This is a genomic window from Neobacillus dielmonensis, from assembly GCF_000612665.1.
In the GTDB taxonomy this organism is placed as follows: domain Bacteria; phylum Bacillota; class Bacilli; order Bacillales; family Cytobacillaceae; genus Neobacillus; species Neobacillus dielmonensis.
Map to the genome: position 1 here is coordinate 151843 of NZ_HG942082.1, position 26576 is coordinate 178418.

At 46.2% G+C, this 26576-nt stretch carries 30 protein-coding genes; 8 read left to right on the plus strand and 22 right to left on the minus strand.

Annotated features, from left to right (window positions below; translation table 11 throughout):
• Positions 1-5: 5 nt before the first annotated feature.
• A complete protein-coding gene (locus BN2425_RS20825) occupies positions 6-191 on the plus strand; it encodes a 2-hydroxymuconate tautomerase (RefSeq protein ID WP_042463683.1) in 186 nt (61 codons plus the stop codon).
• Between the two features lie 54 nt (positions 192-245).
• Here the strand turns inward: BN2425_RS20825 and BN2425_RS20830 are convergent, their stop codons facing one another.
• The 4 genes from BN2425_RS20830 to BN2425_RS20845 all read right to left on the minus strand — a co-directional run bounded on the left by BN2425_RS20830 (position 246) and on the right by BN2425_RS20845 (position 2922).
• Entirely contained in the window at positions 246-458 is a 213-nt protein-coding gene (locus BN2425_RS20830; RefSeq protein ID WP_154663574.1) for a hypothetical protein, read from the minus strand.
• 129 nt (positions 459-587) lie between these two features.
• On the minus strand, positions 588-1109 hold the full coding sequence (locus BN2425_RS20835) for a YwgA family protein (protein ID WP_042463686.1): 522 nt from the start codon (positions 1107-1109) through the stop codon (positions 588-590).
• Between the two features lie 31 nt (positions 1110-1140).
• Complete coding sequence (locus tag BN2425_RS20840; protein ID WP_042463689.1) at positions 1141-2436, minus strand: HD domain-containing protein; 1296 nt, start codon at positions 2434-2436, stop codon at positions 1141-1143.
• Positions 2437-2682: 246 nt separating this feature from the next.
• The gene (locus BN2425_RS20845) at positions 2683-2922 is read right to left on the minus strand and encodes a DUF1450 domain-containing protein (RefSeq protein ID WP_042463691.1); all 240 of its coding nucleotides are present in this window, start codon (positions 2920-2922) and stop codon (positions 2683-2685) included.
• Between the two features lie 379 nt (positions 2923-3301).
• Here BN2425_RS20845 and BN2425_RS20850 point away from each other — a divergent pair, with 379 nt between their 5' ends.
• The gene (locus BN2425_RS20850; RefSeq protein ID WP_042463694.1) at positions 3302-4054 is read left to right on the plus strand and encodes an RsfA family transcriptional regulator; all 753 of its coding nucleotides are present in this window, start codon (positions 3302-3304) and stop codon (positions 4052-4054) included.
• Between the two features lie 84 nt (positions 4055-4138).
• Here the strand turns inward: BN2425_RS20850 and BN2425_RS20855 are convergent, their stop codons facing one another.
• Positions 4139-4963 carry a lipoate--protein ligase family protein gene (locus tag BN2425_RS20855; RefSeq protein ID WP_042463697.1) on the minus strand — a complete coding sequence of 275 codons (825 nt, stop codon included), beginning with the start codon at positions 4961-4963 and terminating at the stop codon, positions 4139-4141.
• 99 nt (positions 4964-5062) lie between these two features.
• Entirely contained in the window at positions 5063-6034 is a 972-nt protein-coding gene (gene pta, locus BN2425_RS20860) for a phosphate acetyltransferase (RefSeq protein ID WP_042463699.1), read from the minus strand.
• A gap of 269 nt (positions 6035-6303) precedes the next feature.
• On the opposite strand from pta, the gene hemQ reads away from it, so the two are divergent.
• Together hemQ and gerQ are read left to right on the plus strand one after the other, a co-directional pair.
• Entirely contained in the window at positions 6304-7053 is a 750-nt protein-coding gene (hemQ, locus tag BN2425_RS20865) for a hydrogen peroxide-dependent heme synthase (RefSeq protein ID WP_042463702.1), read from the plus strand.
• A 253-nt stretch (positions 7054-7306) separates the two neighbouring features.
• The gene (gerQ, locus tag BN2425_RS20870; RefSeq protein WP_042463705.1) at positions 7307-7813 is read left to right on the plus strand and encodes a spore coat protein GerQ; all 507 of its coding nucleotides are present in this window, start codon (positions 7307-7309) and stop codon (positions 7811-7813) included.
• Between the two features lie 50 nt (positions 7814-7863).
• Here gerQ and BN2425_RS20875 read toward each other — a convergent pair whose 3' ends face one another.
• The 13 genes from BN2425_RS20875 to fdhD all read right to left on the minus strand — a co-directional run bounded on the left by BN2425_RS20875 (position 7864) and on the right by fdhD (position 20787).
• Entirely contained in the window at positions 7864-8238 is a 375-nt protein-coding gene (locus BN2425_RS20875; RefSeq protein ID WP_042463708.1) for a DUF423 domain-containing protein, read from the minus strand.
• A gap of 15 nt (positions 8239-8253) precedes the next feature.
• Positions 8254-8538, minus strand: a complete 285-nt coding sequence (locus tag BN2425_RS20880; protein WP_042463711.1) for a YwdI family protein — start codon at positions 8536-8538, stop codon at positions 8254-8256.
• Between the two features lie 283 nt (positions 8539-8821).
• Positions 8822-9841 carry a thiazole biosynthesis adenylyltransferase ThiF gene (locus BN2425_RS20885; protein WP_042463713.1) on the minus strand — a complete coding sequence of 340 codons (1020 nt, stop codon included), beginning with the start codon at positions 9839-9841 and terminating at the stop codon, positions 8822-8824.
• A 204-nt stretch (positions 9842-10045) separates the two neighbouring features.
• Positions 10046-10279, minus strand: a complete 234-nt coding sequence (gene moaD / locus BN2425_RS20890; RefSeq protein WP_042463715.1) for a molybdopterin converting factor subunit 1 — start codon at positions 10277-10279, stop codon at positions 10046-10048.
• Positions 10272-10739, minus strand: coding sequence for a molybdenum cofactor biosynthesis protein MoaE (locus BN2425_RS20895; protein WP_042463717.1), 468 nt, complete (start codon positions 10737-10739; stop codon positions 10272-10274). Before BN2425_RS20895 ends, moaD begins: the two co-directional genes overlap by 8 nt.
• 12 nt (positions 10740-10751) lie before the next feature.
• Entirely contained in the window at positions 10752-12674 is a 1923-nt protein-coding gene (locus BN2425_RS20900) for a molybdopterin biosynthesis protein (protein WP_042463720.1), read from the minus strand.
• An 11-nt stretch (positions 12675-12685) separates the two neighbouring features.
• Positions 12686-13918 (minus strand): molybdopterin molybdotransferase MoeA, encoded by a 1233-nt coding sequence (locus BN2425_RS20905; protein ID WP_042463723.1) that lies wholly within the window; start codon positions 13916-13918, stop codon positions 12686-12688.
• A gap of 16 nt (positions 13919-13934) precedes the next feature.
• Positions 13935-14534 (minus strand): molybdenum cofactor guanylyltransferase, encoded by a 600-nt coding sequence (mobA, locus tag BN2425_RS20910; RefSeq protein ID WP_042463726.1) that lies wholly within the window; start codon positions 14532-14534, stop codon positions 13935-13937.
• 14 nt (positions 14535-14548) lie between these two features.
• Complete coding sequence (locus BN2425_RS20915; protein ID WP_042463728.1) at positions 14549-15358, minus strand: formate dehydrogenase accessory protein FdhE; 810 nt, start codon at positions 15356-15358, stop codon at positions 14549-14551.
• 71 nt (positions 15359-15429) lie between these two features.
• Positions 15430-16134 carry a formate dehydrogenase subunit gamma gene (locus BN2425_RS20920; RefSeq protein ID WP_042463730.1) on the minus strand — a complete coding sequence of 235 codons (705 nt, stop codon included), beginning with the start codon at positions 16132-16134 and terminating at the stop codon, positions 15430-15432.
• Positions 16127-16948: a 4Fe-4S dicluster domain-containing protein gene (locus BN2425_RS20925; protein WP_042463733.1), complete on the minus strand. Its 822-nt coding sequence runs from the start codon at positions 16946-16948 to the stop codon at positions 16127-16129. Before BN2425_RS20925 ends, BN2425_RS20920 begins: the two co-directional genes overlap by 8 nt.
• A gap of 2 nt (positions 16949-16950) precedes the next feature.
• Positions 16951-19926, minus strand: coding sequence for a formate dehydrogenase-N subunit alpha (fdnG, locus tag BN2425_RS20930; RefSeq protein ID WP_154663576.1), 2976 nt, complete (start codon positions 19924-19926; stop codon positions 16951-16953).
• Positions 19927-20010: 84 nt separating this feature from the next.
• Complete coding sequence (gene fdhD, locus BN2425_RS20935) at positions 20011-20787, minus strand: formate dehydrogenase accessory sulfurtransferase FdhD (protein ID WP_042463742.1); 777 nt, start codon at positions 20785-20787, stop codon at positions 20011-20013.
• Positions 20788-21323: 536 nt separating this feature from the next.
• On the opposite strand from fdhD, the gene pdxK reads away from it, so the two are divergent.
• From pdxK to bshB2, 3 genes are all read left to right on the plus strand, one after another.
• Positions 21324-22136, plus strand: coding sequence for a pyridoxine/pyridoxal/pyridoxamine kinase (gene pdxK / locus BN2425_RS20940; protein WP_042463745.1), 813 nt, complete (start codon positions 21324-21326; stop codon positions 22134-22136).
• Positions 22137-22284: 148 nt separating this feature from the next.
• A complete protein-coding gene (locus tag BN2425_RS20945; RefSeq protein ID WP_042463748.1) occupies positions 22285-22632 on the plus strand; it encodes a YojF family protein in 348 nt (115 codons plus the stop codon).
• A 64-nt stretch (positions 22633-22696) separates the two neighbouring features.
• Positions 22697-23362 carry a bacillithiol biosynthesis deacetylase BshB2 gene (gene bshB2, locus BN2425_RS20950; protein WP_154663577.1) on the plus strand — a complete coding sequence of 222 codons (666 nt, stop codon included), beginning with the start codon at positions 22697-22699 and terminating at the stop codon, positions 23360-23362.
• A gap of 162 nt (positions 23363-23524) precedes the next feature.
• Here bshB2 and BN2425_RS20955 read toward each other — a convergent pair whose 3' ends face one another.
• Genes BN2425_RS20955 through BN2425_RS20965 form a run of 3 tightly spaced genes read right to left on the minus strand, consistent with a single transcriptional unit; the run spans position 23525 to position 26188 of the window.
• Positions 23525-24595: a PQQ-dependent sugar dehydrogenase gene (locus tag BN2425_RS20955; protein WP_042463757.1), complete on the minus strand. Its 1071-nt coding sequence runs from the start codon at positions 24593-24595 to the stop codon at positions 23525-23527.
• A gap of 15 nt (positions 24596-24610) precedes the next feature.
• Positions 24611-25465 carry a Cof-type HAD-IIB family hydrolase gene (locus BN2425_RS20960; RefSeq protein ID WP_042463760.1) on the minus strand — a complete coding sequence of 285 codons (855 nt, stop codon included), beginning with the start codon at positions 25463-25465 and terminating at the stop codon, positions 24611-24613.
• A 48-nt stretch (positions 25466-25513) separates the two neighbouring features.
• Entirely contained in the window at positions 25514-26188 is a 675-nt protein-coding gene (locus BN2425_RS20965) for a DNA alkylation repair protein (protein ID WP_264757827.1), read from the minus strand.
• Positions 26189-26336: 148 nt separating this feature from the next.
• On the opposite strand from BN2425_RS20965, the gene BN2425_RS22825 reads away from it, so the two are divergent.
• Complete coding sequence (locus BN2425_RS22825; protein ID WP_195891974.1) at positions 26337-26492, plus strand: hypothetical protein; 156 nt, start codon at positions 26337-26339, stop codon at positions 26490-26492.
• Positions 26493-26576 lie beyond the last annotated feature (84 nt).

The following is a 26576-nucleotide window of genomic DNA, read 5'->3' on the forward strand; positions in this document are numbered from 1 at the left end:
GTAATATGCCATATGTGACAGTCAAAATGCTAGAAGGCCGGACTGATGACCAAAAGCGGGCACTTGTTGAAAAAGTAACCGAGGCCGTCAGCGAAACAACAGGGGCACCAAAGGAAAAGGTGACAGTATTTATTGAAGAAATGTCCAAAAACCATTATGGAGTTGCCGGCGTTCGGGCCAGTGACCAATAGGTTGACCTAGAAAAGAGTGTGAACCTCCGATTCGTTCACACTCTTTTCGCTCCGCTATAGCTTGAATTCATCCTTTGGCTGGTCCAGTGCCATTTTTTGAAGCTCGAGTTTCATTTTCTCTGTTTCCATTAAAAAGTTCTGCTGTTTCAGCCGCTCCAGCTCTAACTGGTCCTTCAGCATGACCGCCTTTAATTTAGCCTGTTTTTGAAAATGTGAGGTTAATATTGCCACAATCGGTATACAGACAGCAATCGCTCCAATGATCATTCAAACGTCCCCCCAACCATAACTCCTAGTTAAATTATACAAAAAATTGGAAATAATAGGTATAATTAAATATTTTTTCCATATTAGCACAAAAAAAAGCTGGACCCAACACTCGGTCCAAGCACTTGTTTAGTTCAATTCCATGACAGCTGCCGTCTTTTTCTTTAAATCCTCAATATATTGATAGGCTTCATCAATCTCTTCCAGCGTATAGCGCTGGCTGCTTTTCAAGGTAAACACCTTGTCCGTTACTTCTTCCTTTGAAAGATTATCAAAATACAAGACCGTTGAGACCAGCTCAAGGAATCTAGCATTCTGCTCATTCATATCGGTCAAAACATCCTCTAAATGAGGCATTTCTACTTGGTTCAGGCTCAAAAACTCCTTGCCTTCCTCCGTCAGCGTGTAGCGGTACTGAAAATAGCCGCCCTTTTTCTCTTTGACCTCATTAAGGAAGCCCATATTGCATAGCTCCTCAACCCGTGTCGTCAGTTCCTCAGAGTAGGGACCGTAAAAGTGAAACTGGAACCGGTCCTGGAACGGAAAGTCTATTTTTTTCGCAATATAAATCATCTTCTGCAGCTTCTTTCTGCCGACAATTTCTCCAGATACCCTTATTGCCTGCATCAGCTTTGCATGGTCATTCAGCAAGGTTTCTCCATCTCCTTCAAATCTTCACAGTCTATTCTAACAGGCTCCGTATCTGCCTTTTCCATTCTGCTCCCGTGGTCTCATCCTGTAAAAAGTCAGCCGGGTAATAAAGCTTATGGTCCGTTCGTCTTTTACCGGAAATCGCATCGACAATTTCCGATTCACGGGACAGCTCCCGCAATTCGCCGCTTTTCATCAGCAGATGTATCGGCAAACGCTCTTCTTCCTCCCCAGGACGGTAAAAATCGTACGGAAGATCGGAAGACGAATCGACAACCAAATAATAATCCGGGTCAATTCCCGCCTTCATAAACAAGGTGGTCAATTGAGCCAGCTTTTTGTATTCGCGGGCCGGATCAAATTCGGCATATTTAAACAAATTCCGATTCACAAACCGCTTGCACAGGTCACTCAAAATCGGATCCGGTTCTTCCTGCCAGATTTGAAAATAGTACATAATCACTGATTCATCTAATTTTAAATAGTCTTCTAACGTCACATGCTCGCGGAACAAGGATGTAAAATGCATCAATTCATATTTAAATTTGTAGTTTTCCTTATATAACTGCTTGGCGCGGTGAAGGATTTTTGTCAAAATCACCTCGGCGCTGCGGGAAACCGGGTGAAAATATACCTGCCAGTACATTTGATACCGGCTCATGATGTAATCTTCTACCGCATGCATACCGCTTTTTTTAATGACGACCTGGTCCTCCCGCGGCCGCATTACCCGAAGGATCCGCTCCATATCAAACTGCCCGTAGCTGACCCCGGTAAAATATGCATCCCGCTGCAAATAGTCCATCCGGTCGGCATCAATTTGGCTCGAAATCATACTGACGACCAGCTTCTTCTCCGATGTTTTGGCGATGACCTCGGCGACTTTTTTAGGAAAATCCGCCCCCACTCGTACGAGAACCCGGTTCACTTCCGTGTTTCCTAAAATAATTTTCCGGGTGAACTCTTCATGGTCGAGATCAAAGATCTTTTCAAACGCATGGGAAAACGGGCCATGCCCAAGATCGTGAAGCAGTGCAGCACACAAGGTCAGCAGGCGGTCATCGTCATTCCACTCTGGTCTGCCGGCAAACACATCATCAATGATTCTTCGGACAATTTCATAGACACCGAGAGAATGGTTAAACCGGCTGTGCTCGGCTCCGTGGAAGGTCAAAAACGTTGTTCCCAGTTGTTTAATCCGCCGCAAGCGCTGAAATTCCTTCGTTCCAACCAAGTCCCAAATCACCCGGTCACGAACATGGACATAGCGGTGTACGGGGTCTTTAAATACTTTCTCTTCGCTAAGTTTTTCCGCCGAATAAACCATGCATTTCCCTCTTCCTGTCCTCACGTGCCAAATTCTTGTTGCAGCCACTTTGGAATAAAGCCCATCTGCAATCACTTTTTTCTATTATATCCCAAAACAGGCCTACAGTTCAGCAAAATTCCACAGCATTTTTCGACAAAAAGAAAAGCGAAAGCACCGGGACACGTCTCAAAAGCCAAATACACTTTCTTTTATCTTCAAGAAAAAAATCACCTCGTAGGCCGTGCAGAAGGTGATTCCTCTTTATCAGACTGGTGTGTCTGCTTTCTTTAATTTTTTGTTGACCTTTTCCATTAATTCTTCTTCCGTCAGCGCGGCTAATGGCCGGTTATTGACGAAGGCAAAAGTCTTTTTTCGGCCTGGTCCGCAATAGGACTGGCAGCCAATTTTGATTTCAGCATCCGGATCGATTTCTTTCAATCGAGGGATTAATGTCTTTAAATTCACCGCCTGGCAATCGTCGCAAACGCGAAATTCATTGGACATTTGCTACAACCCTTTCTACGTTCAATCTATAAATCATAGTGTAACCCACTAGGTTAATGGATTTTCATCCCATATTCATTTTACTCAAAACAGTCCCACTGACCATTTAACTCCTATGGTATTTTACAGTTTCTGACTAGCTAATGCAAGTTGCAATCTTTAGCAATCCAAAGCGCGGCAAGCCTTTTTGGAAAAAAATCCGAACTGTATGTGTATGAAACTATAATTTTCCTCAAACAAAAAAATCTATTATCCTTTTAACCAATTTGGTATAAAGCCTCAAAAACTTGTCCATCATAAGACTAGAACTTTTAAAAAATTTAGTCAGATGTCATTCTGGCCCTTATTCGGAATTTATTTTTTGAGGAGATGAAACAAAATGAAAGTTCGTCAAGATGCATGGACAGATGAAAACGATCTGCTTTTGGCTGAAACGGTCCTCCGTCATGTAAGAGAAGGAAGCACTCAACTGAACGCATTTGAGGAAGTCGGGGATAAGCTCAACCGTACTTCTGCGGCATGCGGATTCAGATGGAATGCCGTCGTCCGCCATCAATATGAAAAAGCATTGGCTTTGGCCAAAAAACAGCGGAAACAAAGACAGAGAATTCTAGGAAGAGACCAAGGCGGCAAGAAAAAACTGCTTTACCAACCGCCTGTGCCACAAGCCTCCGATTTGGAAGCAGTGCCAGTCCAAGTTGAAATGGTGCAAGAAATGGGAGAAGTGGCCGAAATCGAAACAACCAATCTGACAACGGAAATGGCAGCAGAAACCTTTGTACAGCCTACCGTACAAATGTATCGCCCAGCACCAGCCACAAACGGCATGACCATGGACAGCGTGATTGCCTACTTGGAAAACTTTAAACATTCCAATCTGCAAAATGAAGTATTAAAAACCGAGAATGAAAGATTGAAGCGAGAAATCGCTGACCTGAAGAAACAAAACGAAGAACTGGACGCGAAAGTCAAGAGCCTCGAACAAAACTCCGAAACCATGCAGGAAGATTACGAGACCCTCATGAAAATCATGAATCGCGCCCGAAAACTCGTCCTATTTGAAGAAGAAGAAAGACCTGCTACCAAATTCAAAATGGACCGCAACGGAAACCTTGAAAAAGTAGCAGAATAATGAAATACGTGAAACGGGGGGACGGTTCTCCCGCTTCATTCCTCAGAATGAAGCAAGAGAACCGTCCCCCTGCTGCGTTTTATGCTATAAAAATTTTTGATTGCGGTCTACGATTCTTTGATAATACCCCGGCAGCAGTTCGAGTTCGGTTTCGTTGAGCTGGCCGGCGTATAGATGATCGCTGTTTTGTTTGAGCTGGGTTAACAGGCGGAGCATCACGTCATTGATTGACAGTTGCATACCGAATAGCTCTGATAGGGAGGCCATGACTTCGGGCTCAATTTCTGGATAGGCAAATTTGGTGGCCTGCTCTCGTTTGGCTAGCCGGTAAAATTCCCGTACCAGTTCCGCCCGCGTGCTGCCACTGCCATTAACGCAAAGATAGATTTGCACCGCAACCCCTCGTCTTAGCCTCCGCTGCGAGATGCCGGCAAACTTTTTGCCCCCGATGCTAAGGTCATAGCTTCCCGGGCAATACGAGCCGATAATTTCCCGGGCCTCAATCTCCAAAGAGAAGTCCGCAAACATCTGACGAATCAACAGCCACATCGTGTCATAGCCGCGGTTAATATCAATGCCTTTGTCCGCTTCCGGCAGCACCAGCGAAATATTGAGAACACCCTCATCCAACACAACAGCCAAGCCGCCAGAATTTCTCACGATTGGCTGCCAGCCATTGTTTTTTAAAAATTGTAATCCGTCCTGTAGAAATGGCAGTTTCGTATCTTGGATGCCAAGAACGATTGTTTGATGGTGCACCCATGTGCGGGCAGTCGCCGGCGCCTGGCCCGCTCCGACTGAGGCACACAATGTATCATCAATGCCAAATGATTGTAACGCTTGAAAATGCGGCCCAACGGAGGACTGGTCAATAATCCGCCATTCGGGCTGGCGCAGTAAACTTTCCATAATGGTAGCTCCTTGCAAACTTAGATAAAATCATTTTAGCATACACAGCTGCAAATCAAAAAAGAGCCGGCCCCCAATGGAACCAGCCCCAAAATCCTATTACAATCCCTGTGCAGCAGTAATCAATGCCAATTTGTAGACATCTTCTTCGTTACAGCCGCGTGACAGGTCGTTCACCGGACGATTTAAACCTTGTAAAATCGGTCCAACTGCTTCAAATCCGCCTAGGCGTTGGGCAATTTTATAACCGATATTTCCTGCTTCTAAGCTTGGGAAGATAAATACATTGGCATCCCCTTGAATCACAGAACCTGGTGCCTTGCTTTTCGCAACGGATGGAACAAACGCTGCATCAAATTGGAACTCGCCATCCAACACAAGTTCAGGATCACGGCGTTTTGCCTCTGCTACCGCTTCAGCCACTTTCTCGGTTTCAGGAGACTTTGCAGAACCTTTTGTTGAGAAGCTTAACATTGCAACGCGTGGGTCAATGTCAAACATTTGTGCAGTTTTTGCACTTTCAACAGCAATCTCAGCTAAATCCATGCTATCTGGGGCAATATTAATCGCACAATCAGCGAACACATACTTCTCGTCATCGCGAACCATGATAAACACGCCGGATGTTTTCTTAATGCCTTGTTTGGTTTTGATGATTTGCAATGCCGGACGAACTGTATCCGCTGTGGAATGTGCCGCACCGCTTACCAAACCGTTTGCTTGGTTTAAATAAACCAACATCGTGCCAAAGTAGTTTTCATCAAGCAGCATTTTGCGGGCATCTTCTTCCGTTACTTTGCCTTTGCGGCGCTCAACAAACGCTGCAACCAACTCATCCATGCCGGCATAGTTTGCTGGATCATAAATCTCAGCGTTGTCCAAAGAAACGCCAAGCTCACTCGCTTTCGCTTGAACCTGCTCAACATTGCCAATCAAAATTGGTGTCAATAATTTTTCTTCTGCCAAACGGCCGCATGCTTTCACAATACGTTCGTCCAAGCCTTCTGGAAAAACAATCCGCAGGTCACGTCCAGAAATTTTCTGTTTTAATCCTTCGAATAAATCACTCATTATGTAACCCTCCTAATTAAAGCTCCTTTAATAGCATACTTTACCATGATAAAATTTCAAGCAACAAAGTCACAGACAGCGTTTACATGAAAAAATTATTTAATTGCAAAAATTTGCGCTCACTATTTTACTATTCTCATTTAATAGCTTAAATATCCATACAGCGCACAATTTGGCGAAATAAGAAGTTTCATAAAGGCATCCGTTGGTCAAACTATGTTATAGTTGGTATGATATTTAATAAGAATAATTACATAGGAGTGATGATCATGAGTGAAGCCGCACAAACACTTGATGGCTGGTATTGTTTGCATGACTTCCGGACCGTTGATTGGACCACTTGGAAAATGCTTCCGAGTGACGAGCGCCAGGCAGCCATCCACGAGTTTTTAGGTTTAGTTGAAAAATGGAATAGCACGCAAGAAAGTAAAGAAGGCAGCCATGCTTTATATACAATTGTCGGCCAAAAAGCTGATTTTATGATGATGATTCTTCGTCCGACGATGGAAGAATTAAACGAAATCGAGACAGAATTTAATAAAACAAAATTGGCAGAATTCACAGTTCCTACATATTCTTATGTTTCGGTTGTGGAATTGAGCAACTATCTGCCGGCGAATTCCGATGAGGATCCGTACCAAAACCCTCATGTCCGGTCCCGCCTTTATCCGATTCTTCCAAAAGCCAAACATGTTTGCTTTTATCCAATGGATAAGCGCCGCCAAGGCAATGATAACTGGTACATGCTGCCAATGGAAGAGCGCCGCAATTTAATGCGCAGCCACGGCATGATTGGCCGTTCTTATGCCGGCAAGGTGAAACAAATCATCACTGGATCCGTGGGCTTCGATGATTACGAGTGGGGTGTCACTCTATTTGCTGAAGATGTTCTGCAGTTTAAAAAGCTTGTTTATGAAATGCGCTTTGACGAAGTCAGCGCCCGCTACGGCGAGTTTGGCGCCTTCTTTGTCGGCAATTTATTAGAAGAAGAACGAGTGGAAACATTCCTTCGCGTTTAATATTCGATTAATTAAGTTCCCAGTGTCCTGGGAACTTTTTACTTTCCTCCAACATGAATATAGGCATATCTGAATCCCTCATTTCATACTATTTAAACAGCGAAACTTTGAAAGTTTGAAAGCATCTCCTAGCAAGTGAGGTGAAAAGCGCAAAGTTTTTTTTCATCAAATGGGTCACCAAATTGCATGTTTGGGAGTATGAATACATTGTTGGGCCAATGAATCATTTATTCATTTTTTAGGAGGGAAAAAAATGAACCAATTTTACAATCGCCAAGCTCAGCCCTTTACCCCCGGGGCAGCAGGGCAGCAGGCAGGCCAGCCAACGGTAGGGTCTATGGGAGGACCAATTGGTGCCGCAGGAATGTTTCCCGGGCAGCAAACTGGTTTTCCGCAATTCCCGCAGGCAGGAACACCTGGGATGACCATGCCAACTGCGCCTTCAGGCGGCACTGCCAGCCAAGTGCCTGGTATGCTTCCCATTGAACAATCATACATTGAGAACATTTTACGGTTAAACAAAGGCAAGCTTGTCCATTTGTTTGCCACCTTTGAGGGCAGTACGCAATGGAATTCCAAAGAATTTACCGGTATCATCGAAGCGGCCGGCCGCGATCATGTTATTTTAAGCGATCCGCAAACCGGCAGGCGCTACCTAATTCCAATGGTAGCAGTCGATTACATTACCTTTGATGAGGAAATCGAATACGAATACCCATTCGGCGCAGGTCCTAACTTAAGCACCTTTCAGCCACGTTAATTTCATCAACAAAAAAGGTATTGGAGCATCCCCCAATACCTTCTTTCTTTTTATAAATATTTTGCCGTTCCAATGATCATCATTACCCAGGCTGCTAAAAAACAAACGCCGCCGAGCGGTGTAATGGCGCCTAAGACACTGATTTTAGTCAGGCTCAATACGTACAAACTGCCGCTGAACAGGATAATACCAACCAGCATCAGCCAGCCTGACCAGGTAAACAGTGAACCTGCTGCTGCCAATTTTCCAATCAGCAGACCGACCACTAATAACCCCGCTGCATGAAACATTTGATATTGGACACCTGTTTCCCAAATCCCTAAGTAATGGGCATCTAGTTTGTCTTTAAGCCCATGTGCTCCGAACGCCCCTAAAGCGACGGCCAAAAAGGCGTTGACCGCCCCTGCGATAATAAATAGTTTCATCTTATTTCCCCCTTGTTAAAAATCAAACAGCGAATCGCCGTTTGCTTCATCCATGTCTATTTTTTTTGGCTGGTTCAAGGCCGCCGGCTGCTGAAATGGTTGGTAGTTAGCAGCAGGCTGTACGGCAGGCGCTGGCGGAAACGGTTTAGCCCCACTAGCCGATTTTTCATCGAGAATTAATTCGCATAATATTTTAATAGAGTAAATCTTCTCCCGTAAGCTTTCTTCCTTTTGGGAGGTTTGGGCTTGCTTTAACTCTTCTTCGATTTTAGCTAAAAGTTTTTGAACAGATATATTCACTATAATCGGCACCTCATATTTTGGAGTCTCTTTCTATTCTACATGAGGATTGAATTTTTTCAAAAAAATAAGCTGGCCCATAGCAGACCAGCTGACAATTTTCTTAATGTTTCACGTGAAACACGTCGAAACGCGGCATTGATATCCATAAATATCCGGTTTTTGTAGAATTGTTTATGACTTTCGTAGAATTCCTTTAAATTTTGTAGAATCCAGGCCCGATTTTGTAGAAAAACCCCTTTTTTTCAAAAAAAAGACCCCGCACCTCTCATCGGTTACGGGATTATCCTAATATTCTTTGGTAAATCGTTTTCGCCTGCGTCATGTCCTTTGTTCCATGGATCAGGGCGCGCCCATCCTGGAAAATAACCATCCGCTGGTCACCCATTTCGACAGAAAGCAAATACGGATTGCCTTTGACGGTATGACCGAGTGTACTCAACTGTGCGGCAAGCTGCTCCAACGAGATTTCTCTTGGTGTGGAGGGCCGAATTTGGACCGTATCGCGGCCGCATAGCACCGATGTTTTTGAACGGTTTTCCTGATCCAAGTACGGATAGGTTCGATGCTCGCCGCAAGATAAACAGCCAGCAAATTTTGCCTTGGACATTTTCATACTCGTATATTGATTTCGCCATACATCAAAGCTAACAAACGCAGTTCGGGCAGCGTCCCAATCTTCGGCTAACATCTTCAGGGCCTCTGCGGTTTGATGGGCAATCACCATTTGCACGGCAGGAGCTATAATGCCGCCAGTATCGCATGTCATCCCCTGAAGCGGAATCGAGCGGAGCAAACAATTCAAACATGGCGTTTTGCCAGGAATAATCGAAAAACTCATGCCGAAGCTGCCGACACATGCCCCATAAATCCAAGGAATCTTGTATTTTTGAGCCACGTCATTCATAATCATCCGGGTTTCAAAGTTATCGGTGGCATCGAGCATCAGGTCGACACCGGCAACCAGTTCCTCGAGTAATTCTGGAGTTGCGTCCCCGACAACAGAATGAATCTCCACGTCCGAATTAATTTCGCGAAGGCGCCGTTCGGCTGCTGCTGCTTTTGGCCACTTTTCTGCGACATCAGCTTCGGTATACAGCTGCTGGCGCTGCAGGTTACTCTCTTCGACATAATCCCGGTCCACGATGGTGATTTTGCCGACCCCGGCCCGTGTCAACACTTCGGCACTACCCGACCCAAGTGCCCCAGCACCGAGAATCAACACATGCTTGCTGCGAATTTTTTCCTGGCCACTTTTGCCGATGCCGGGAAAGAGAATTTGCCGTGAATAGCGTTCATTCATTGTTGTTTCCCCCCACTTCTAAAGAAAACTCGCCAAAAGGCGAGCTTTTCTGGGCAATTCCAATCACATTCAGCCAATCTAAGGCCTTTATTTGTGCTATTCTAGTTTTTATTTGCGTTTTCTCACGTTTTATTTGCGAATTTTTGCATTTTATTTGCGAATTCTCACGTCTTATTTGCGAATTTCCTAGTTTTATTCGCGAAATCAGCCGCCGCTGACTGGCGGTATAAATGCAACCTCGTCGCCATCACGAATCACTTCATCGTTGGAAGCAAACTCCTCGTTGATGGCCGTCATAACGGTGTCCATCTTTGGCAGATTATAAATGGCGGCCAAATCCGCCTTTAGCTCGGCTACCGTTTTCCCGCCTGCATCCAGCGTTAGTGACTCTTCTCCTACAGCATCGCGCAGATGAGCGAAAAATAATACTTTAATCATGCAAGTCATCCTCCCCCGGCTTGCCTTTCGGATAGGCGACCGTCTCTAGCTGATTGCCAACCCACTCCTCGCCGTCATCCCAATTCTCTTTTTTCCAAATTGGAACAATCTCCTTAATCCGCTCAATCGCGTAACGGTTGGCTTCATAGGCATCAGCACGGTGCGGTGTTGATACGGCAATCACTACCGCGACATCCGTAATGTCAAGGCGCCCGACTCGGTGGGTAATCGCTACCTTCGAGCCTTCCCAGCGTTCCTCGATTTCCCGGCCAATTTGCTCGAGCTTTTTCACCGCCATCGATTCATACGCTTCATAGATTAAAAATAACGTCTTTTTCCCATGAGTCAATTCCCGGACAGTGCCGATAAAGGTTGTTATGGCGCCAGCCTCGCGCTGGACCACCTTATCAATGACTTTTTGTATATTAATCGGTTCTTTTGAGATTTCAAAAAACTTCAATCGGCTCACCTCTTAATCCAAGCTCTTCGGCCGGGCGTTTTCTACCACCTGATAGCCGCCGATATTTTCTACCTGCGCCTTAAATACAGGCGATTGAATGATGCTGACCAGCAGTTGGCCCGACTCACTTTCGTAAAACTCACGCGTCATCAGCAGGTCATATTCCTCATCGGCCACCGGAATAAAATCCAAACCCATTGCCTTTGCTGCTGGATAAATTCCCAGACCCACACCATGAGCGTCCCCTTTTACTTCCGCTGCGACAGCTAAGTGGGAAAACATCTCGCGTTCATAGCCGGTAATCTGTTCCGCGTCCAATCCTGCCTCTTCAAGGAGCAGATCAAACAAGATTCTCGTTCCAGCTCCTTTTTGCCGGTTCACAAAGTTCGCATCAACCCGCAGCAAATCAGCAGCTGACCCAATTCCCAGCGGATTTCCTGCTGGCAAAATCCAGCCCTGCTTCCGTTTCAAAAATGGATACAGCACAACATCCTGTCCAGCCAGCATTCTTTTTACATAAGAAATATTATATTGCTTGGTTTCCGGGTCGAGCAAGTGAATGCCGGCGACATGGGCCTCGCCTTTGCGGATCGCCATGATGCCCGCCATACTGCCGACGTGGGAAGAAACAATTTTCCTATCCGTCTCCACCCGTTTCAATTGAGATGATAACAGGTCAATGGTCATGTCGTGACTTCCGGTAAACACGATCGCTTTGCGAATTTCATCGAGCGGGCGGAGCAGTTCCACTTCTGCCACTTCACCCTGCTCGTAGCCAATTACATCCGGCGGAACGATTAACAAGCCATCAGCCCTTACGTACGACATGGTCACACCCGCCGCTCTTGTTAGCGGATTGGCCACATACTCACCGTTGATATAGCCGATATTCATTCGGACAAAGTCTTCCACACCCATTGAGGAAACGATACGCCGGCCCAGTTTGACCTGTACCGTTTGCCGTTTTGGTACCGGAATCCCTAGATATTTGCAAACCAAAGGCTGGACAAACCATTCTAAAGCCAGATAGGCGGAAACAGGATATCCCGGCACCCCGACCACGACGGTACCGTTTATTTTTCCTAAAATCACCGGTTTTCCAGGCCGTGCGGCGACCCCATGGGTAAAAACAGTGCCGATTTCCTCAATAATGTGGACCGTGAAGTCCTTCCTGCCTGCCGAAGAGCCAGCATTGATGACGATGATATCGGAGGTTTTTGCTGCTTCTAAAAGAACCTGCTTAATTTGCTCAGGTTCATCCTTTACGATGGGATGAAGCTTTGGTTCACCGCCCCACTCCTTAATAAAGCCACTAAACACGGTCCCGTTGAACTCGACAATTTTTCCGGGCGTCATTTCTAAACCGGCTTCCACCAATTCATTGCCTGTCGGAATGACGGTGACGACTGGCTTTTTCACAACACGGACAACCAGCTCCTGAGAGGCCAGTAATATCCCTATGTCAGCCGGACGCAGCATATGTCCTTGTGGAAACAACATTTCCTCCTGGACGATATCCTCGCCAATCGGGCGGATATGCTGCCAAGGCGTGGCTGGTTCAATGATTTCAATTATCTCGTCATCCACGATATGAACATTTTCAATCATAATCACTGCATTAAACGGCGACGGAATCGCATTTCCCGTATCGACATACACGAATTGCGTCCCATTCTTCAAATAAAGCGGTGTTTGTTCGTGGGCTCCATAGGTGCTCTCCGCCACCACGGCAACCCCGTCCATGGCCGAAGCATGGTAATGTGGTGTTGATACGCGGGCAAAAATTGGTTCCGCTGTAACAAGGCCCAAAGCCTCCGTCACCGGGATTGTTTCGACATCAGGGGTCACATCGAACGCTTCAAGCAATTCTTCCCGGGCTTTGTGCCGGGGCTTGTCTTCCAAATACACTTTTCGTTTGAATTTTTGCTGTTCCATGTCTGCTCCCCCTATCTCGATGAAATCACAGGAACGTATTCACCCTGTAATACGCCCTCTTTTGCTGAAAGAATTTCGACAATCCCATCGCTTTTCACCAGCGTGGTAATCAAGCCGGATTTGCCGATAATCGGCTCGGCCCACCATTCTTCGTCCCGTTCCTCTAAGCGGACACGGACATAATCGGCCCGGCCCATGGAAGAGGCGATGTTTTTGGTCATCCGGGCATAGATTCGGTCCGGCTTTCGCTCAATTTTTTCGCCCTTTAATTTTCGCAGAATCCGCAATCCGAATAATTGAAAAATAATCATCGCGGAGGCTGGGTGTCCCGGAAGACCGATTACTGGCTTGCCGTCGGCCATCGCCAGGATTGTCGGCTTGCCCGGTTTGATCGAGATGCCGTGAACAAACACACCAGGTGCTCCTAATGACTGAATCACTTCGGTTGTGTAATCCTTGGCCCCGACAGAGCTGCCGCCGGAAAGGATTAAACAATCGACCTGTTCATATAGCTCGCGGGCCCGCCGTTTAAATTCTTCATAGTCATCTTTGACGATGCCGCCGTAGATGACCTCAACATCTGATTCATTGGCCAATCCCGCAATCGTCAAATAGTTGATATCGCGAATCTGCCCCATTTCGAGGGTTCGCGTTTGATATGGCACAATTTCGTCACCTGAGGACAAATAACCGGCCTTTAGCTTGCGGTACACCTTTACCTGCGTAATTCCCAGCGAAGCCAAGGCGCCGAGTTCCTGCGGCCGTAATTTGGTTCCTTTATCTAAAACGACTTCGCCCGCGCGGATATCTTCGCCGGCACGGATGACATTTTCCCCGGGTGCGATTTGCTTGTACATATTTAGCAAACCATCCGCATCCTCACAGTGCTCAATCATGATTACGCTGTCACTGCCCGCAGGAAGCATTCCTCCCGTGGGAATATACACGGCCTGGCCTGGACCTACCTTTACCGAAGGAACCTCGCCCATTTTTACCTCTCCAACCACTGTGACAAAGCCGGGCATTGATTCCGATGAACCATACGTGTCTTTTGCCCGGACGGCATAGCCGTCGACAGTCGATCGGTCAAAACCCGGTACATTTTCTTTTGCCAAAACCGGCTCCGCAAGAATATAGTGAAGGGCTTCCGAAAGCTCCCTAATCTCGGTTTGCTCAAGTGCTTTTACCTGTTCATCAATTAAACCAAAGGTTTCTTCCACTGTTTTTACCTTGAAAAATTGCATTGCCCGCCAATACCCCCTAACTTTCGCTAGCAGCCTGCCGTTTCGCATCCTCATATTCACTTGGATGGTTCATGTTGAAAAAGGTTTTCTCTATATCTAACTGGCTAAAACTGCCAAGTTGTTTCTCCGTTAAGTATAACACGTTTAACTGGTCCAAGAGGTGTTTCATCCGAAGATTTCCTGACTTTATACAGGATTCGGCTGCCATTGCCACTCTTTTATGATAAACGGCAAATAACGGGTGCTGTTTGCCCTCGATGACAGGTATGACCGCATCATAATTCTGGGCGTGTGTTACCAAGGCATGTGCAAGTTCACCTGAGACAAACGGCATGTCGCAGGCAGCAAGTAGATTCATATCGGATTCGGACGCCAGCAAGCCGGCATGGAGGCCAGCGAGCGGCCCCATGCCGGGATAATGGTCAGACGTGACTTTTAAGCCTAAAAATTCATAGCTTTTAGGTTCATTGGTTACTAAAATCATTTCGTTAAAGTAACTTTTTAGCCTATCTCTGATTCTTTCAATATTGGGTTGGTCGTTTATTTTTAGCAAGGCCTTATTACTGCCCATCCTGCTTGATTTCCCGCCGGATAAAATAATTGCTCCAGCTTTCATGCTGCAACACCTGCTTAATTAGTTTGCTTTTTCTCACCAACGCTAGAGTACCCTTGTTCTTGAGCCACATAATCTAGATGTATGGAGTTTAAATCCATTAGGGCCGCTGACGGTTTTTCAATATATTGCCTAGTATCTATGATTTTAATATAGCCATTGCATTCACCGCAAACCTGTATCTGTGAAACAGGGTCGCCTTCAATCGTCAAAAAATGGATTTTTTCATGGTCGGTGTTGCCGCAATGCGAGCATTCCAGGCGGCGCCCATTCCAATGGGCATGACAGCGCGGACAATGGACCACCTTTTTGCCCTCGGCTTCCAGTACGGCCAACCGCACGGGCTCACCGCATACCGGGCAGCCGGCACCAGGCATGGCATGACTAATCGCATGCTGGGTCTTTTCAGCAGTCAGCTGCAGATACGGGCGGAGTGCGGTTTCCGCTAGGAACGGCGGAATCCACTGCTCTAGGCCATGTTCCTCGGAAAATTTTTCAAAATAGGTTTGGTTAAAGGAATAAGCCTCTTCAATCCAGCGGATGACAGTTTCGTCTGTTAACACAGACCGGACCGCGGCTAAATTCGGCTCGAGTTCAGGGTTATTGGTAATCAGTGTTACGTTTAACTCCTCTATCCACTGTAAGAATAGTGAAATATCAAAATCAATCGCCGTTAACGAGACAATAGGCACCCCTGCTGCTATTGCCGCTTGATCGATGCTGGGGCGAATCGTCTCGGGGTCAATGGTTTGCTTCCAGTGCTCCTGCAATTGGACAATCTGTTTTTGCAGCTCCTGGTACTCTTTTGAAACAACCGATTTTATCATCGTTGCTGCACCTCTTTTATTAAAATTAGAGAGTGGCTGTCTTTATAAGACAGACAGCCACTCATTCCCGGTTACGCTTCTTTTTTAAATTTTGGATCGTCTAAGTCTGGGAAATTGCCTTGCTTGACTTCTTCATCATACCAGTCAGCGTAGTGGCCTTTTGCCCACCAAGCAGGAACCTTACCGGTCACCACTCCAGACCAGCCTGGACGTGAATGTTTGTGAATGACACTGAGATACACGTGGCCAACAATAACGGCAATCCCTAAACCAAAGCCAATATTGTGAAGAACGTAGCCCCATTGAACTAGCGCTCTCGGGAAGAATTGCGGCAACCACATGGTAAATCCTGAAGCAATAACCAGAATCGCACAGAACATTTGTAGAATCGAGTTAATTTTCTCTCCGGCATTAAAGAACGTTTGTTTTACATGGCAAAACTTGAAGCCAAATAATTCTTTAACAAAGTTCCCAAAAAAAGCAATGTCGCGCTTTTTCCAAGTGATTAATTCTTTTATCCACATGACCAGGAATTTTGGACTGAATATCGCCAGGATCAAGGTTGGCGTAATGAAAATAACTGCGAAGATTCGGTGCAACAGCCGTGCACCTTCTGGACCGCCAAAAACAGGATAGAGCCAATCGAAAAATTCCGTATACATAGGCAGAGCCGTGAAATAAAGCGCGAAGAAGGCAATGCCATTGATCGCATGGGCCCAAACAAATGCCTTTGGAAAGCGGCGGATTTTTACATCCGGTTTATTTTGATTACTCATGGCCCTGACCTCCATCCTGATCTTTATTCTTCCTGGAGATAATATTGTTTGTAACAAATGCTCCTACTAAAGCCATTGTCGTGGCTCCAAGCATCATCTTGCCGATCGGCTGTGCGTAATCCTTCCAGACCACTGCAGAGGTTGGCACCTTAGGATTTTCAGGAAGTCCGTAAACAGATGGCTTCTCTGCTAACACATAAATGGTATGGGTTCCGCCAACTCCTTGTGGATTGTACACTTGAGCATTAGGGAAACGTCCTTTTATTTCTTGAACCCGCTGTTCTGCTTTCTTGAGCATGGCAGTTTCTTCGCCAAATTCCAGAGAACCAGTATGGCAGGTGGTTACGCAGGCAGGCTGCAGGCCTTCTTCCAAGCGGTCCGTACACATCGTGCATTTTTGCGATTTTCGGTATTTATCACCGTTTTTATCGACATATTCTTTCAACGAAATGACTTCGAACGGACAGTTTTGCACACAGTAGCCGCAGCCGACACATTTGTCATGATCAATGACAACGGTGCCGTATTTGGTATAGCTGATGGCATTTTCTGGACAGACCTTTTCGCAGGCGGCATCGGTGCAATGGAAGCAGGCGGAATGTCGGAACAGGTATTCTAAGTCGCCTTTGCCATTCTCGTGCTCGATATACTGCATGACATTCCAGGTGTCAGCCGATACCTTTGGATGAGACTGGACACTGCCCTGGAAATCTTGCGGGTCTGCCGGCAGGTCGTTCCAGTTTTTGCAGGCTACCATACAGGCACGGCAGCCATCACATTTGGTTACATCGACGTATTTCATATATTTTGTCATTGTTACGCCCTCCTAACATCGCAGAGGAATGCTTTATATTCAGGAATCATCGTATTGGCATCCCCAATATGCGGAGTCAGGCGGTTGGCCGTCGCGCCTGTGGCATACCCTTTAAAGCCAAAATGCCATGGCATACCGATTTGGTGGACTTGTTTTCCTCTTACCTTAAATGGTTTATACCGCTTCGTGACCATCGCATAGGCTTCAATTTCGCCGCGGGCTGAAGTGACTACAATTTTATCTTTATTCTTGATGCCTTTTTCTTTCGCCAGTTCTTCGCTAATTTCCACAAACATGTGGCCGGCAAGCTCGGACAACCATTCCTGGTTCCGGGTCATGGTTCCGGACTGCCAGTGTTCGCTGACCCGGTATGTGGTGGCCACGATTGGATAATCGGACTTAAATCCTCGCTTATTGAAGTCCCCTTCGAAAAGCGTGATCGCCGGGTTGATTTCCTGACTGGAGAAAGCATTTGGCATTGGACTTTCATATGGTTCATAATGCTCAGGGAATGGACCGTCATTCAGAGTAGGCGCAAACAATAACGCCACGCCGTCTTTGTTCATCATAAACGCGCCCGTGCCGCCAGGAGCAGCTGGTGCTGTGTCTGCTTTAAAGTCAGGCACGTCATTGCCGACCCATTTGTTTTGGAGGCTATCCCACCAAATTACCGCTTTTTCCTTGCTCCAAGGATTGCCGTTTGCATCCGCGGAAGCGCGGTTGTAAATGATTCGGCGGTTCATAGGCCATGCGAATGACCAGTTCAAATAGTGATGGCCGCCTGTGTCTTTATTGTCACGGTTCTTGGATTTGTTCTTGCCTTCTTCAGGATAGAAACCGGAATAAATCCAGTTGCCGCTCGAAGTCGTGCCATCATCTTTCAAGGCACCGAAACCAGGCAGCAGTTTTCCTGTTGTCAGGTCATAGCCATTGATTTCTTTTGCTACTAGATCGATATCTGGAACATCACCGGTACCATAGTTCCAATCAAGCGCCAAGAACGGTTTGTCCGCCGATTTGCTGCTTCCGGCATATAGTTTTTTCAGTTTTGTTGCCAGTTCATGGATGATATCAAGATCCGGTCTTGCCTCGCCTCTAGAATCAATCGCCTTCCAGCGGTATTGCATCCAGCGCGAGCTGTTTGAGATGCTGCCTTCTTTTTCAAAAGAAGCACTAGCAGGGAGCAGGAACACTTCTGTCTTGATGTCTGCCGGGTTGCTTCCGGCTGCTTTTTGCCAGAACGCTGAGCTTTCGGTTTCCCACAGGTCAATGGCAACGAGCCATTTTAGTTTACCTAACGCTTCTTTTTCCTTACCGGCGTTTGGCCCGCCGACTACCGGGTTGGTGCCGAAGAAGAACGCTCCGTCAAGCCCGCCATCATACATTGTTTTAAACAGATTGATATGTGAATAGTTTTTGTTGCCTTTTGGCAGGAAGTGATAGCCAAATTCATTATCCTTTGTGGCGTTGCTGCCATACCATGCTTTTAGCAGGCTGACGACGAATTTAGGTTTGTTGCTCCAGTAGCCAGAGACAGGTGTTTCTTTTGCCAAATAGCCGGCTAACGTCGCGTGCTCAGGCACAGTGGCTTTTGGTGAAGCAAGGTAGCCAGTAAGGTTATCGTATAACAAGCCAAAGTCCGTTGACCCTTGAACATTGGACTCACCGCGCATCGCGTTAATGCCGCCGCCAGGGATGCCGATGTTGCCTAACAATAGCTGAAGGATCGCATAAATACGGACGTTTTGCGATCCGACCGTATGCTGGGTTGCTCCCATCGCATACATGATCGTGCCGGATTTTCCGGCTTTTCCTGTCGCACAGAAGGTTTTACATACATTCAAGTAGTCTTCCTTCGGTGTTCCGGTTACCGCTGTAACGGTGTCCACGTCGTAGCGGGAATAATGTTTCTTCATTAACTGGAAGACGGAACGAGGATGTTCTAAGGTCATATCCTTGACAGGTGTTCCATCCGGGTTTGATTCCAATGCCCATTTTGTTTTATCATAACTGCGTTTTGCTTCATCATAGCCAGAGAACAGACCATCCTTGAATTCATAGCCTTCTTTGACGATGAAGGAAGCATTTGTATAGTTAGCCACATACTCCTTGTGGATGAGATTGTTATCAAGTGCATACTTAATCATGCCGCCAACAAACGGAATATCGGTACCTGAACGGAGGGAGGCATAAACATCTGCCTGCGACGATGTTCTCGTGAACCGCGGGTCAACCGAGATGATTTTTCCGCCGTTTTCTCTTGCTTTGGTCAGCCATCTAAAGCTGATGACATGATTTTCTGCAGGGTTGGCGCCAATAATCAACGCACAATCGGTATGCTGCAGATCATTCCAATGGTTAGTCATTGCTCCACGTCCAAATGTAGGTGCCAGACCGGCAACCGTTGAACTATGTCATATGCGTGCCTGGTGTTCTAGGTAGGTTACACCAAGCCCTCTCATAAGTTTCGAGAGCAAATAGGTTTCTTCGTTATCCAGTGCCGCGCCGCCAAGGCTGGCAATCTTTTCGGTTTTATTGACAGTGATGCCGTTTTCTGTTTCGACAAACGATGCGTCCCTTGTTTCTTTTGTTCGTTTGGCAATGGTGTCGAGCATCCAGTTCCAATCTTTTTCTACCCACTTATCACTGCCTGGTGCACGATAAAGTGGTTTGGTCAGTCGTTTTTCAGAAGTGTACAGTTGTCTAAGTGTGGTTCCCTTGCTGCAAAGTTTTCCTTCGTTAATTGGGTTATCCGGATCCCCTTCCGTATAAACCACAGTATTGTCTTTGGTATGGACGAGAATTCCGCATCCGACACCACAGAAACAGCAAATGGTTGGTGTTACAGTAGCTTTGGCAATTTTAAATCCTTTCGATTGGGCATAGGCTTTTTTCTCATTAAAGCCGAGTTCCACCACTGCCAACGTTACAGCAGTTGCGCCAGAAAGCTTTAAAAATTGCCGGCGGTTTAAGTTTATTTCAACCATCACTATTCTCCTTCCCTTAATATGAATAGACATCCCAATTTGATTTTTCTCTCTCTATCTAGTTTTTGGCTGTTGTTAATTCCCCCCTTCAAGGCTTAATTCGAATACTGGTTTTATGCTAACGTCATTTTGCACTCTGCCTGCAGAGGTATAAATCGTGGCCATTTTCCCTCTTAAATAGCCGACGACCTCTACGTTTAAGTACCGGGCCAGCTGGACCGCCTGCTTGGTGGCAGCAGTACGTGAGCCGATGACAGGAAAGCCAAATTTGGCTGCTTTGGAGAGCATCTCATAGGAAACTCTCCCTGTAGTCAACAGGATGGTCTGCTCTGGGTCTAATTGCTTTCTCAGGGCATAACCAATAATTTTATCGACGGCATTGTGGCGGCCAATATCTTCGCGGATTGTAATCGTGCCGTCTGCTTCGACAATGCAGGCCCCATGCATGCCGCCCGTTTCAAGATAGAACGGAGAGTTTTGAGCAAATTCGCTGCGTTTTTTTAATAAATAGCTAAGTTTATAGCTTTTATTGGAAACAATTTTTTCAAACTGCTTGACATCAGTCATTGAAAAGAACGTGACACCCCTGCCGCAGCCTGCGGTATAGTGTCTTTTCTTTGAAAAAAATTGCTCTTCTTCAAAATCAGAACGGAGTGTCATATGAATGATTCCCATTTCCTCATTGACAGAGATGGACTCCACATCCCGAGCATCCTGAATAAATCCCTCTGAATATAAGTACCCATATGCCCAATCCTCCAAATCAAATTTGGTCAACTGGAAAACAGCAATTTCATAGCCGTTGATAACGAGTGTAATCGGATATTCATCAGGGCAGCCTTTGTGATTCATGGTTTCCCCTCCTTTTGTTCTAGTAAAAAAGCGTTCCTTTGGTTTTTTAAATAAACCTTGTAAATCCATTTTAAAACTTATTTCCCACAGTAACTCCCAAGAAAATGACAAATTGATAGCAAATTAGCATCAATTTATCGACACTTTTGTGAACACACTGCGACAAATGAAAGCGATAACAATTAAAACATAATCATATAAAGCCCATGACCATACTAATAGTAAAATGACAACACCATCCTGTATGTAATATTTCTCACTCTATGGGGACAGGCCCCCACCCAAGTAACGCATCACCACACCGGGGGCCTGTCCCCCATCCAAGTAACGCACCACCGCACTGGGGGCCTGTCCCCCACCCAAGTAACGCACCACCGCACTGGGGGCCTGTCCCCCATCCTGGTAATGTTTTACTGCACGAAAAAGAATGTTCCTGAGGAATTTTTTTCTATTTGGAGCTGTAATTCTGATATAATTTAGCAAATGTTTTATAATAGGAAAGAGGATTTCTTATTTGCCTTTAGGAGGTATTACATATGACAATTAATAAAGCGTTGACAATTGCTGGTTCCGATTCAAGCGGCGGGGCTGGTCTTGAGGCTGATTTAAAAACATTCCAGGAGCTTGGCGTCTATGGGATGACGGCGATTACTTGTATTGTGACGATGGATCCAAACGGCTGGCACCATAATGTGGCACCGATCGAAACGGCTCTTGTCGAAAAACAGTTGGAGACCATTTTATCGGTCGGCATTGACTCGATGAAAACGGGGATGCTGGGAACCGTTGATATTATCGAATTAACCGCCAGAAAAATTGATGAACACAAACTCGAACGCGTGGTCATTGACCCCGTTATGGTCTGCAAAGGCGAAGACGAGGTGTTAAACCCTGAAACCGCTGATGCAATGCGTGAACTATTAGTGCCGCGCGCCCTTGTGGTGACTCCAAACCTTTTCGAAGCAGGACAACTTGCCGGCATGAAGACACCTAAAACACTCGACGAAATGAAACAAGCCGCTGCCAAAATCGTGGATTTAGGAGCGAAAAATGTCGTCATTAAAGGCGGCAGCAAACTGCAAACCGAAGAAAAATCCCTTGACCTTCTATATGATGGAAAAGAGTTTAAGATTTACGAATCCGAAAAAGTTGAAACTACCTACACTCACGGAGCTGGCTGCACCAACTCTGCAGCCATTGCAGCTGAGCTGGCAAAAGGCCAAAACGTTTATGAAGCAATGCAAGTTTCCAAAGACTTTGTCTCTGCTGCGATTGAACAAGGCTTCCGGTTAAACGAGTATGTTGGTCCAACCTGGCACGGTGCCTACAGAACCAAATCAGGGAGATAAATAAGAATGATGCCTCTCATCCAATGAGGGCATCTTTTTTTCGAAACAAAGTAAAGCATGGATTTCGCATTTTCCCACTGATTTTAGTATGATAGCATTAATAATTTATTTTTATTTCCATTGTATGGAAGGGAAGGAGGAGCTGGGCGTGGAAGTAGTTGACGTAAAACAGGTCCAGGAAGCCATTAATGGTTTTGCCAACCAAGATGTCTATATTCATCTGGAAACCACAAACGGGGCCTACGCCTCACATAACGATCAGTCTTTCTTTTCGGCGGGAGCCTATATCCGCAACGCCTTAGTCCGTTATGAAATCGGCAAAATTACTGGCAAAGGTCCGTACCGAGTTGGTTTGAAAATTAACCTTGGCTGGGTTTATGCGGAAGGAATCACACATTTTGAAGTGGATGAACAGGGAAGATTGTTGATGGCCGGCCATGGTTTTGACGGCAAGTTGGCCGTTGCTTTGGAAATCAGCAAGACCCCATTCGAATAAAGAGTTGTCCGCCAGATAGCTGGATTATTTTTTAAAAATTTTTCTGAAAGGAGCAGTGGAGATGATTAATAAAGAACGGCAAGTCTTGGTTGTGTTCCCGCACCCAGATGATGAAGCGTTTGGCGTTTCCGGCACGATTGCCACACACGTCAACAATGGCACACCGGTTACATATGCCTGCCTGACTCTAGGTGAAATGGGGCGCAACTTGGGGAATCCTCCGTTTACAAACCGAGAAAACCTTCCGAAAATTAGAAGGGCCGAATTAAAAGAAGCGGCCAGAGCAATCGGCATCCAAGATCTTCGCATGCTCGGTTACCGCGATAAAACGGTTGAGTTTGAAGATGATGAAAAGTTAGCGAACCACATGTTAGAAATCATCAACGAGGTCAATCCGTCGCTGATTATAACTTTCTATCCTGGCTACTCCGTACACCCTGACCATGATGCGACCGGTGCGGCTGTCATCCGGGCCGTAGAAAAGCTGCCGCCTGCCGCAAGGCCAACCCTACATTGTGTTGCTTTTTCGAACGACTGCATCGAGGCACTCGGTGAAGCGGATATTATTAACGATGTCAGTGCGGTTTCCAGCAAAAAAATCGCAGCCATTAAAGCACATCGATCCCAGACAGAAGCAATGATGAAAACGATGGAAGAAAGTTTCCAGAAACAAGATCCGCAAGTGTTAGCACGTGTGAATTTTGAACGGTTCTGGACGTATAAATGGTAAAAAGCCCTCCAACTCGGAAGGGCTTTTCCTTTTGCCACAGAGACTAGAGTATGCTACTTGCGCATAGTATCTCACAATTCACGGATATACTCCCCCAACTTGCGGATACCACACTCTTACTTACGGAAAGGCCCATCCAACTTGCAAAAGCCCCTCATGATGTTATTTTAAACTCCCTACCAGCACCCGATACAACTTATCATCCAACTCATCCGGTGTGCCCCGGCCATCCAGGTTATTGCTGACAAAATACAAATAATCATCATCCACCAATACATCCCTTATCCGACCGAGACCTGTGACCACCGCCTCGGTTTGCTTTTTCTCCAAATCATAGATGCGGACGGCATTTCCTCTTAACGCAGCCACATACAACTTATCATCAACAGCTGCCATGCCGGACGGAGCCCACGTCTCCTCGCCGGAATGGAATAACGGAGTCACCATCCCTGCTTTTGTTTCATCCCCTTGAATCACCGGCCAACCGAAATTCGCTCCCGGCACGATTCTATTGATTTCATCATGTGCTGACTGGCCATGTTCACTTGCATATAACACATCGCCGACCCACGCCAGTCCCTGCGGATTGCGGTGACCGAAGCTGTAAACATAGGAGTTGGGGTCCGGATTATCCACCGGAATCGTGCCGTCCACATTCATCCGCAGAATTTTTCCGTTTAACGAACTCAAGTCTTGGGCCGTTTCTGGATTCGTGCCGTCACCCGATGTGATATACAGCTTGCCATCAGGCCCCATTTTCAACCTTCCGCCGTGATGATAGGCAGCACTTGGGATTTTATCAAGCAAGACCCCATCCTCCGACCAGCCGGCACCATTCGTAAACAACGTGACAACTCGGTTGTATTGACCGCCCGCCTCATCGGTATACGTATAATAAGCATACGCCTTGCGGTTAGTTGAAAAATCAGGGTCCAATATAAACCCCAACAATCCGGCTTCTGCTGCCTGTGCCAGCTTGGGTTCCAGGTATACCGGCTGGCGTTCTACTTGCCCATTTTCAATTTTGACAATGCTTCCTGTCCGTTCACTGATGTAAAACGTTCCATCCAACTTATTAATCGACCATGGCACAAATAAATGGTCCGCGACCACTTCAACATCAGGCTGGAGAACAAATGCCTCGTCCCCAGGCACTTCCTCTTTTTTTTCAAAAACAGAACATCCAGACATAAGCAGCATGAACATGAGTAAAATAGAACTGAACCGGTACATGGATCCCCTTCCCTCCTATAATACTTGCATTATCGCTTTCGCTACTCCGCTATGTTCATTGGTGTCAGTTACCCGGTCACACATCGCCTTGATGGTGTCACTGGCATTCCCCATTGCCACGGAAATACCAGCCTTCTCTAGCATGGAGACATCATTGAAATTATCACCAATCGCCATTGTTTCCGACAAAGAGATTCCTTGCGAGCGGACAAACGCCTCCAGAGCAATCCCTTTTTGTGCCTTCCGGGCCATAATTTCAATATTTTCATTGGCGGACTTTGTCACAGCCAACTCCTCCAAACCGTTCATCGATTGGCTTGCCGCTTCTAGCTTATCTAATTCAAACGAGAATCCAAGCAGTTTATAAATTTGGTTATCGTCATCCGAGAATAGTTTTTCATAGTCATCAATCGGGTGGATTAGCCCGTCACGCAGCCTTGCCCCGGCGGCATAGGCCACCTCTTCTGGTTTCACTTCGGGATTGGCACTGACCACGATGTCTATCAAAATGGAGACCGCACGATCGGTATCGATGGAAAAAGCCCCTTTGTCGGTGTAAACCTCATAATACACGTCGTTTGTTTTTAAACGACTTGCTGCCTCACGTGCCAACTCTTGTGGAATTGGGATCGACGTGATTACTTCGCCGGTTTTGGATCGGACCTCGGCCCCGTTGACACAAATCACTGGGCAGGTTAAACCGGCCTGTTTTAACACAAACATCGCCTCTTGGTAGGACCGGCCCGTTGCCACCACGACTTCAATCCCCTGCGATTGTGCTTTTAAAATCGCTTGCCGGTTTTCCTCAGTAATTTCTTGCATGGTATTCAATAACGTCCCGTCCATATCTGTTGCAATACATTTAATCACGCTAGCACGCCTTTCTGCTTTTTTTGCCATTTTACCACGAATGATTTGTTATCGCTTGTGAAGATACTTGCTGCCTTCCCGTACACTGAGCGGGGCAAGCGTAGAACTTTCAATAAATTGTTTAACGGAACTAGGATTGGTCTTCGAATACTCCCTTAACGCCCAGCCAATTGCCTTTTGGATAAAGAATTCCTTCGATGCGGCATTTTGCTTTATGTATTGATAAAGAAGCTCTTCATTCGTATCTTGCTTGTATTTTAATTGAAAAAGAATCGCAGCGCGCCGCAGCCATAGATCCTCATGTACGGCCCACTTGCCGATGGTTTCATGAATCACTTCCGGAACCTTTTTCGCGATGGCCCCTACCGGTTTAGGGGCAATTGCATCAACTGAGTCCCACCAGGATTTTGTGGTAATGAGCTGCTCCATAAACGGCAAATCTTGTTTTTCCAACTTATTCATCATTTTTTCCATGTAGACCAATGCAGTGTATTGATACTCCCGCTCTGGCTTGTCCCAAAGTGCCCAAACAAAATCACGGTTAAACGGCTGTTTCAAGATTTCGGTTTCTTGAAAAAATTGCTTTTCCAACTGTGCCCGCAATGGTTTTTTAATTCCGAGAAAAGGAAAATGATTCTTCATGTATTTTGCCATCGGTTCTGCATTCGCGGGATTGTGGTTTGCTTCAAATAACTGTGTCAGGTAATCCAATGTTACCGGCACATCCGTCATCCTTTCTTATCTTATATTTCATTGTTTTAGTTTATCTTGAATTCCATAAATTTTCCATTTTTTCTTACCAATTGAAAAGGGAATAAACATACCCGCCGATGCCAAACTATCAATGTACCTGAACGAAAGGAGCATCCACATGACCAAAAAAGTCAACAAAGGCAGCAACAATCAAAACTCACCAAAAGCCGGCCATGCCGAAGCAGAATTCGCCACCGAATTCGTCAGCGGCGACAACAGCAAAGGCAACAAACGCAACAAAAGCCAACAAAGCAAAACCAACCCACACAAATAAAGGGGGACAGGCCCCCAGTACAGTATCACTTTACTGCGGCGGGGGCCTGTCCCCTAGTACGGTAACGCTTTATTGCAGCGGGGG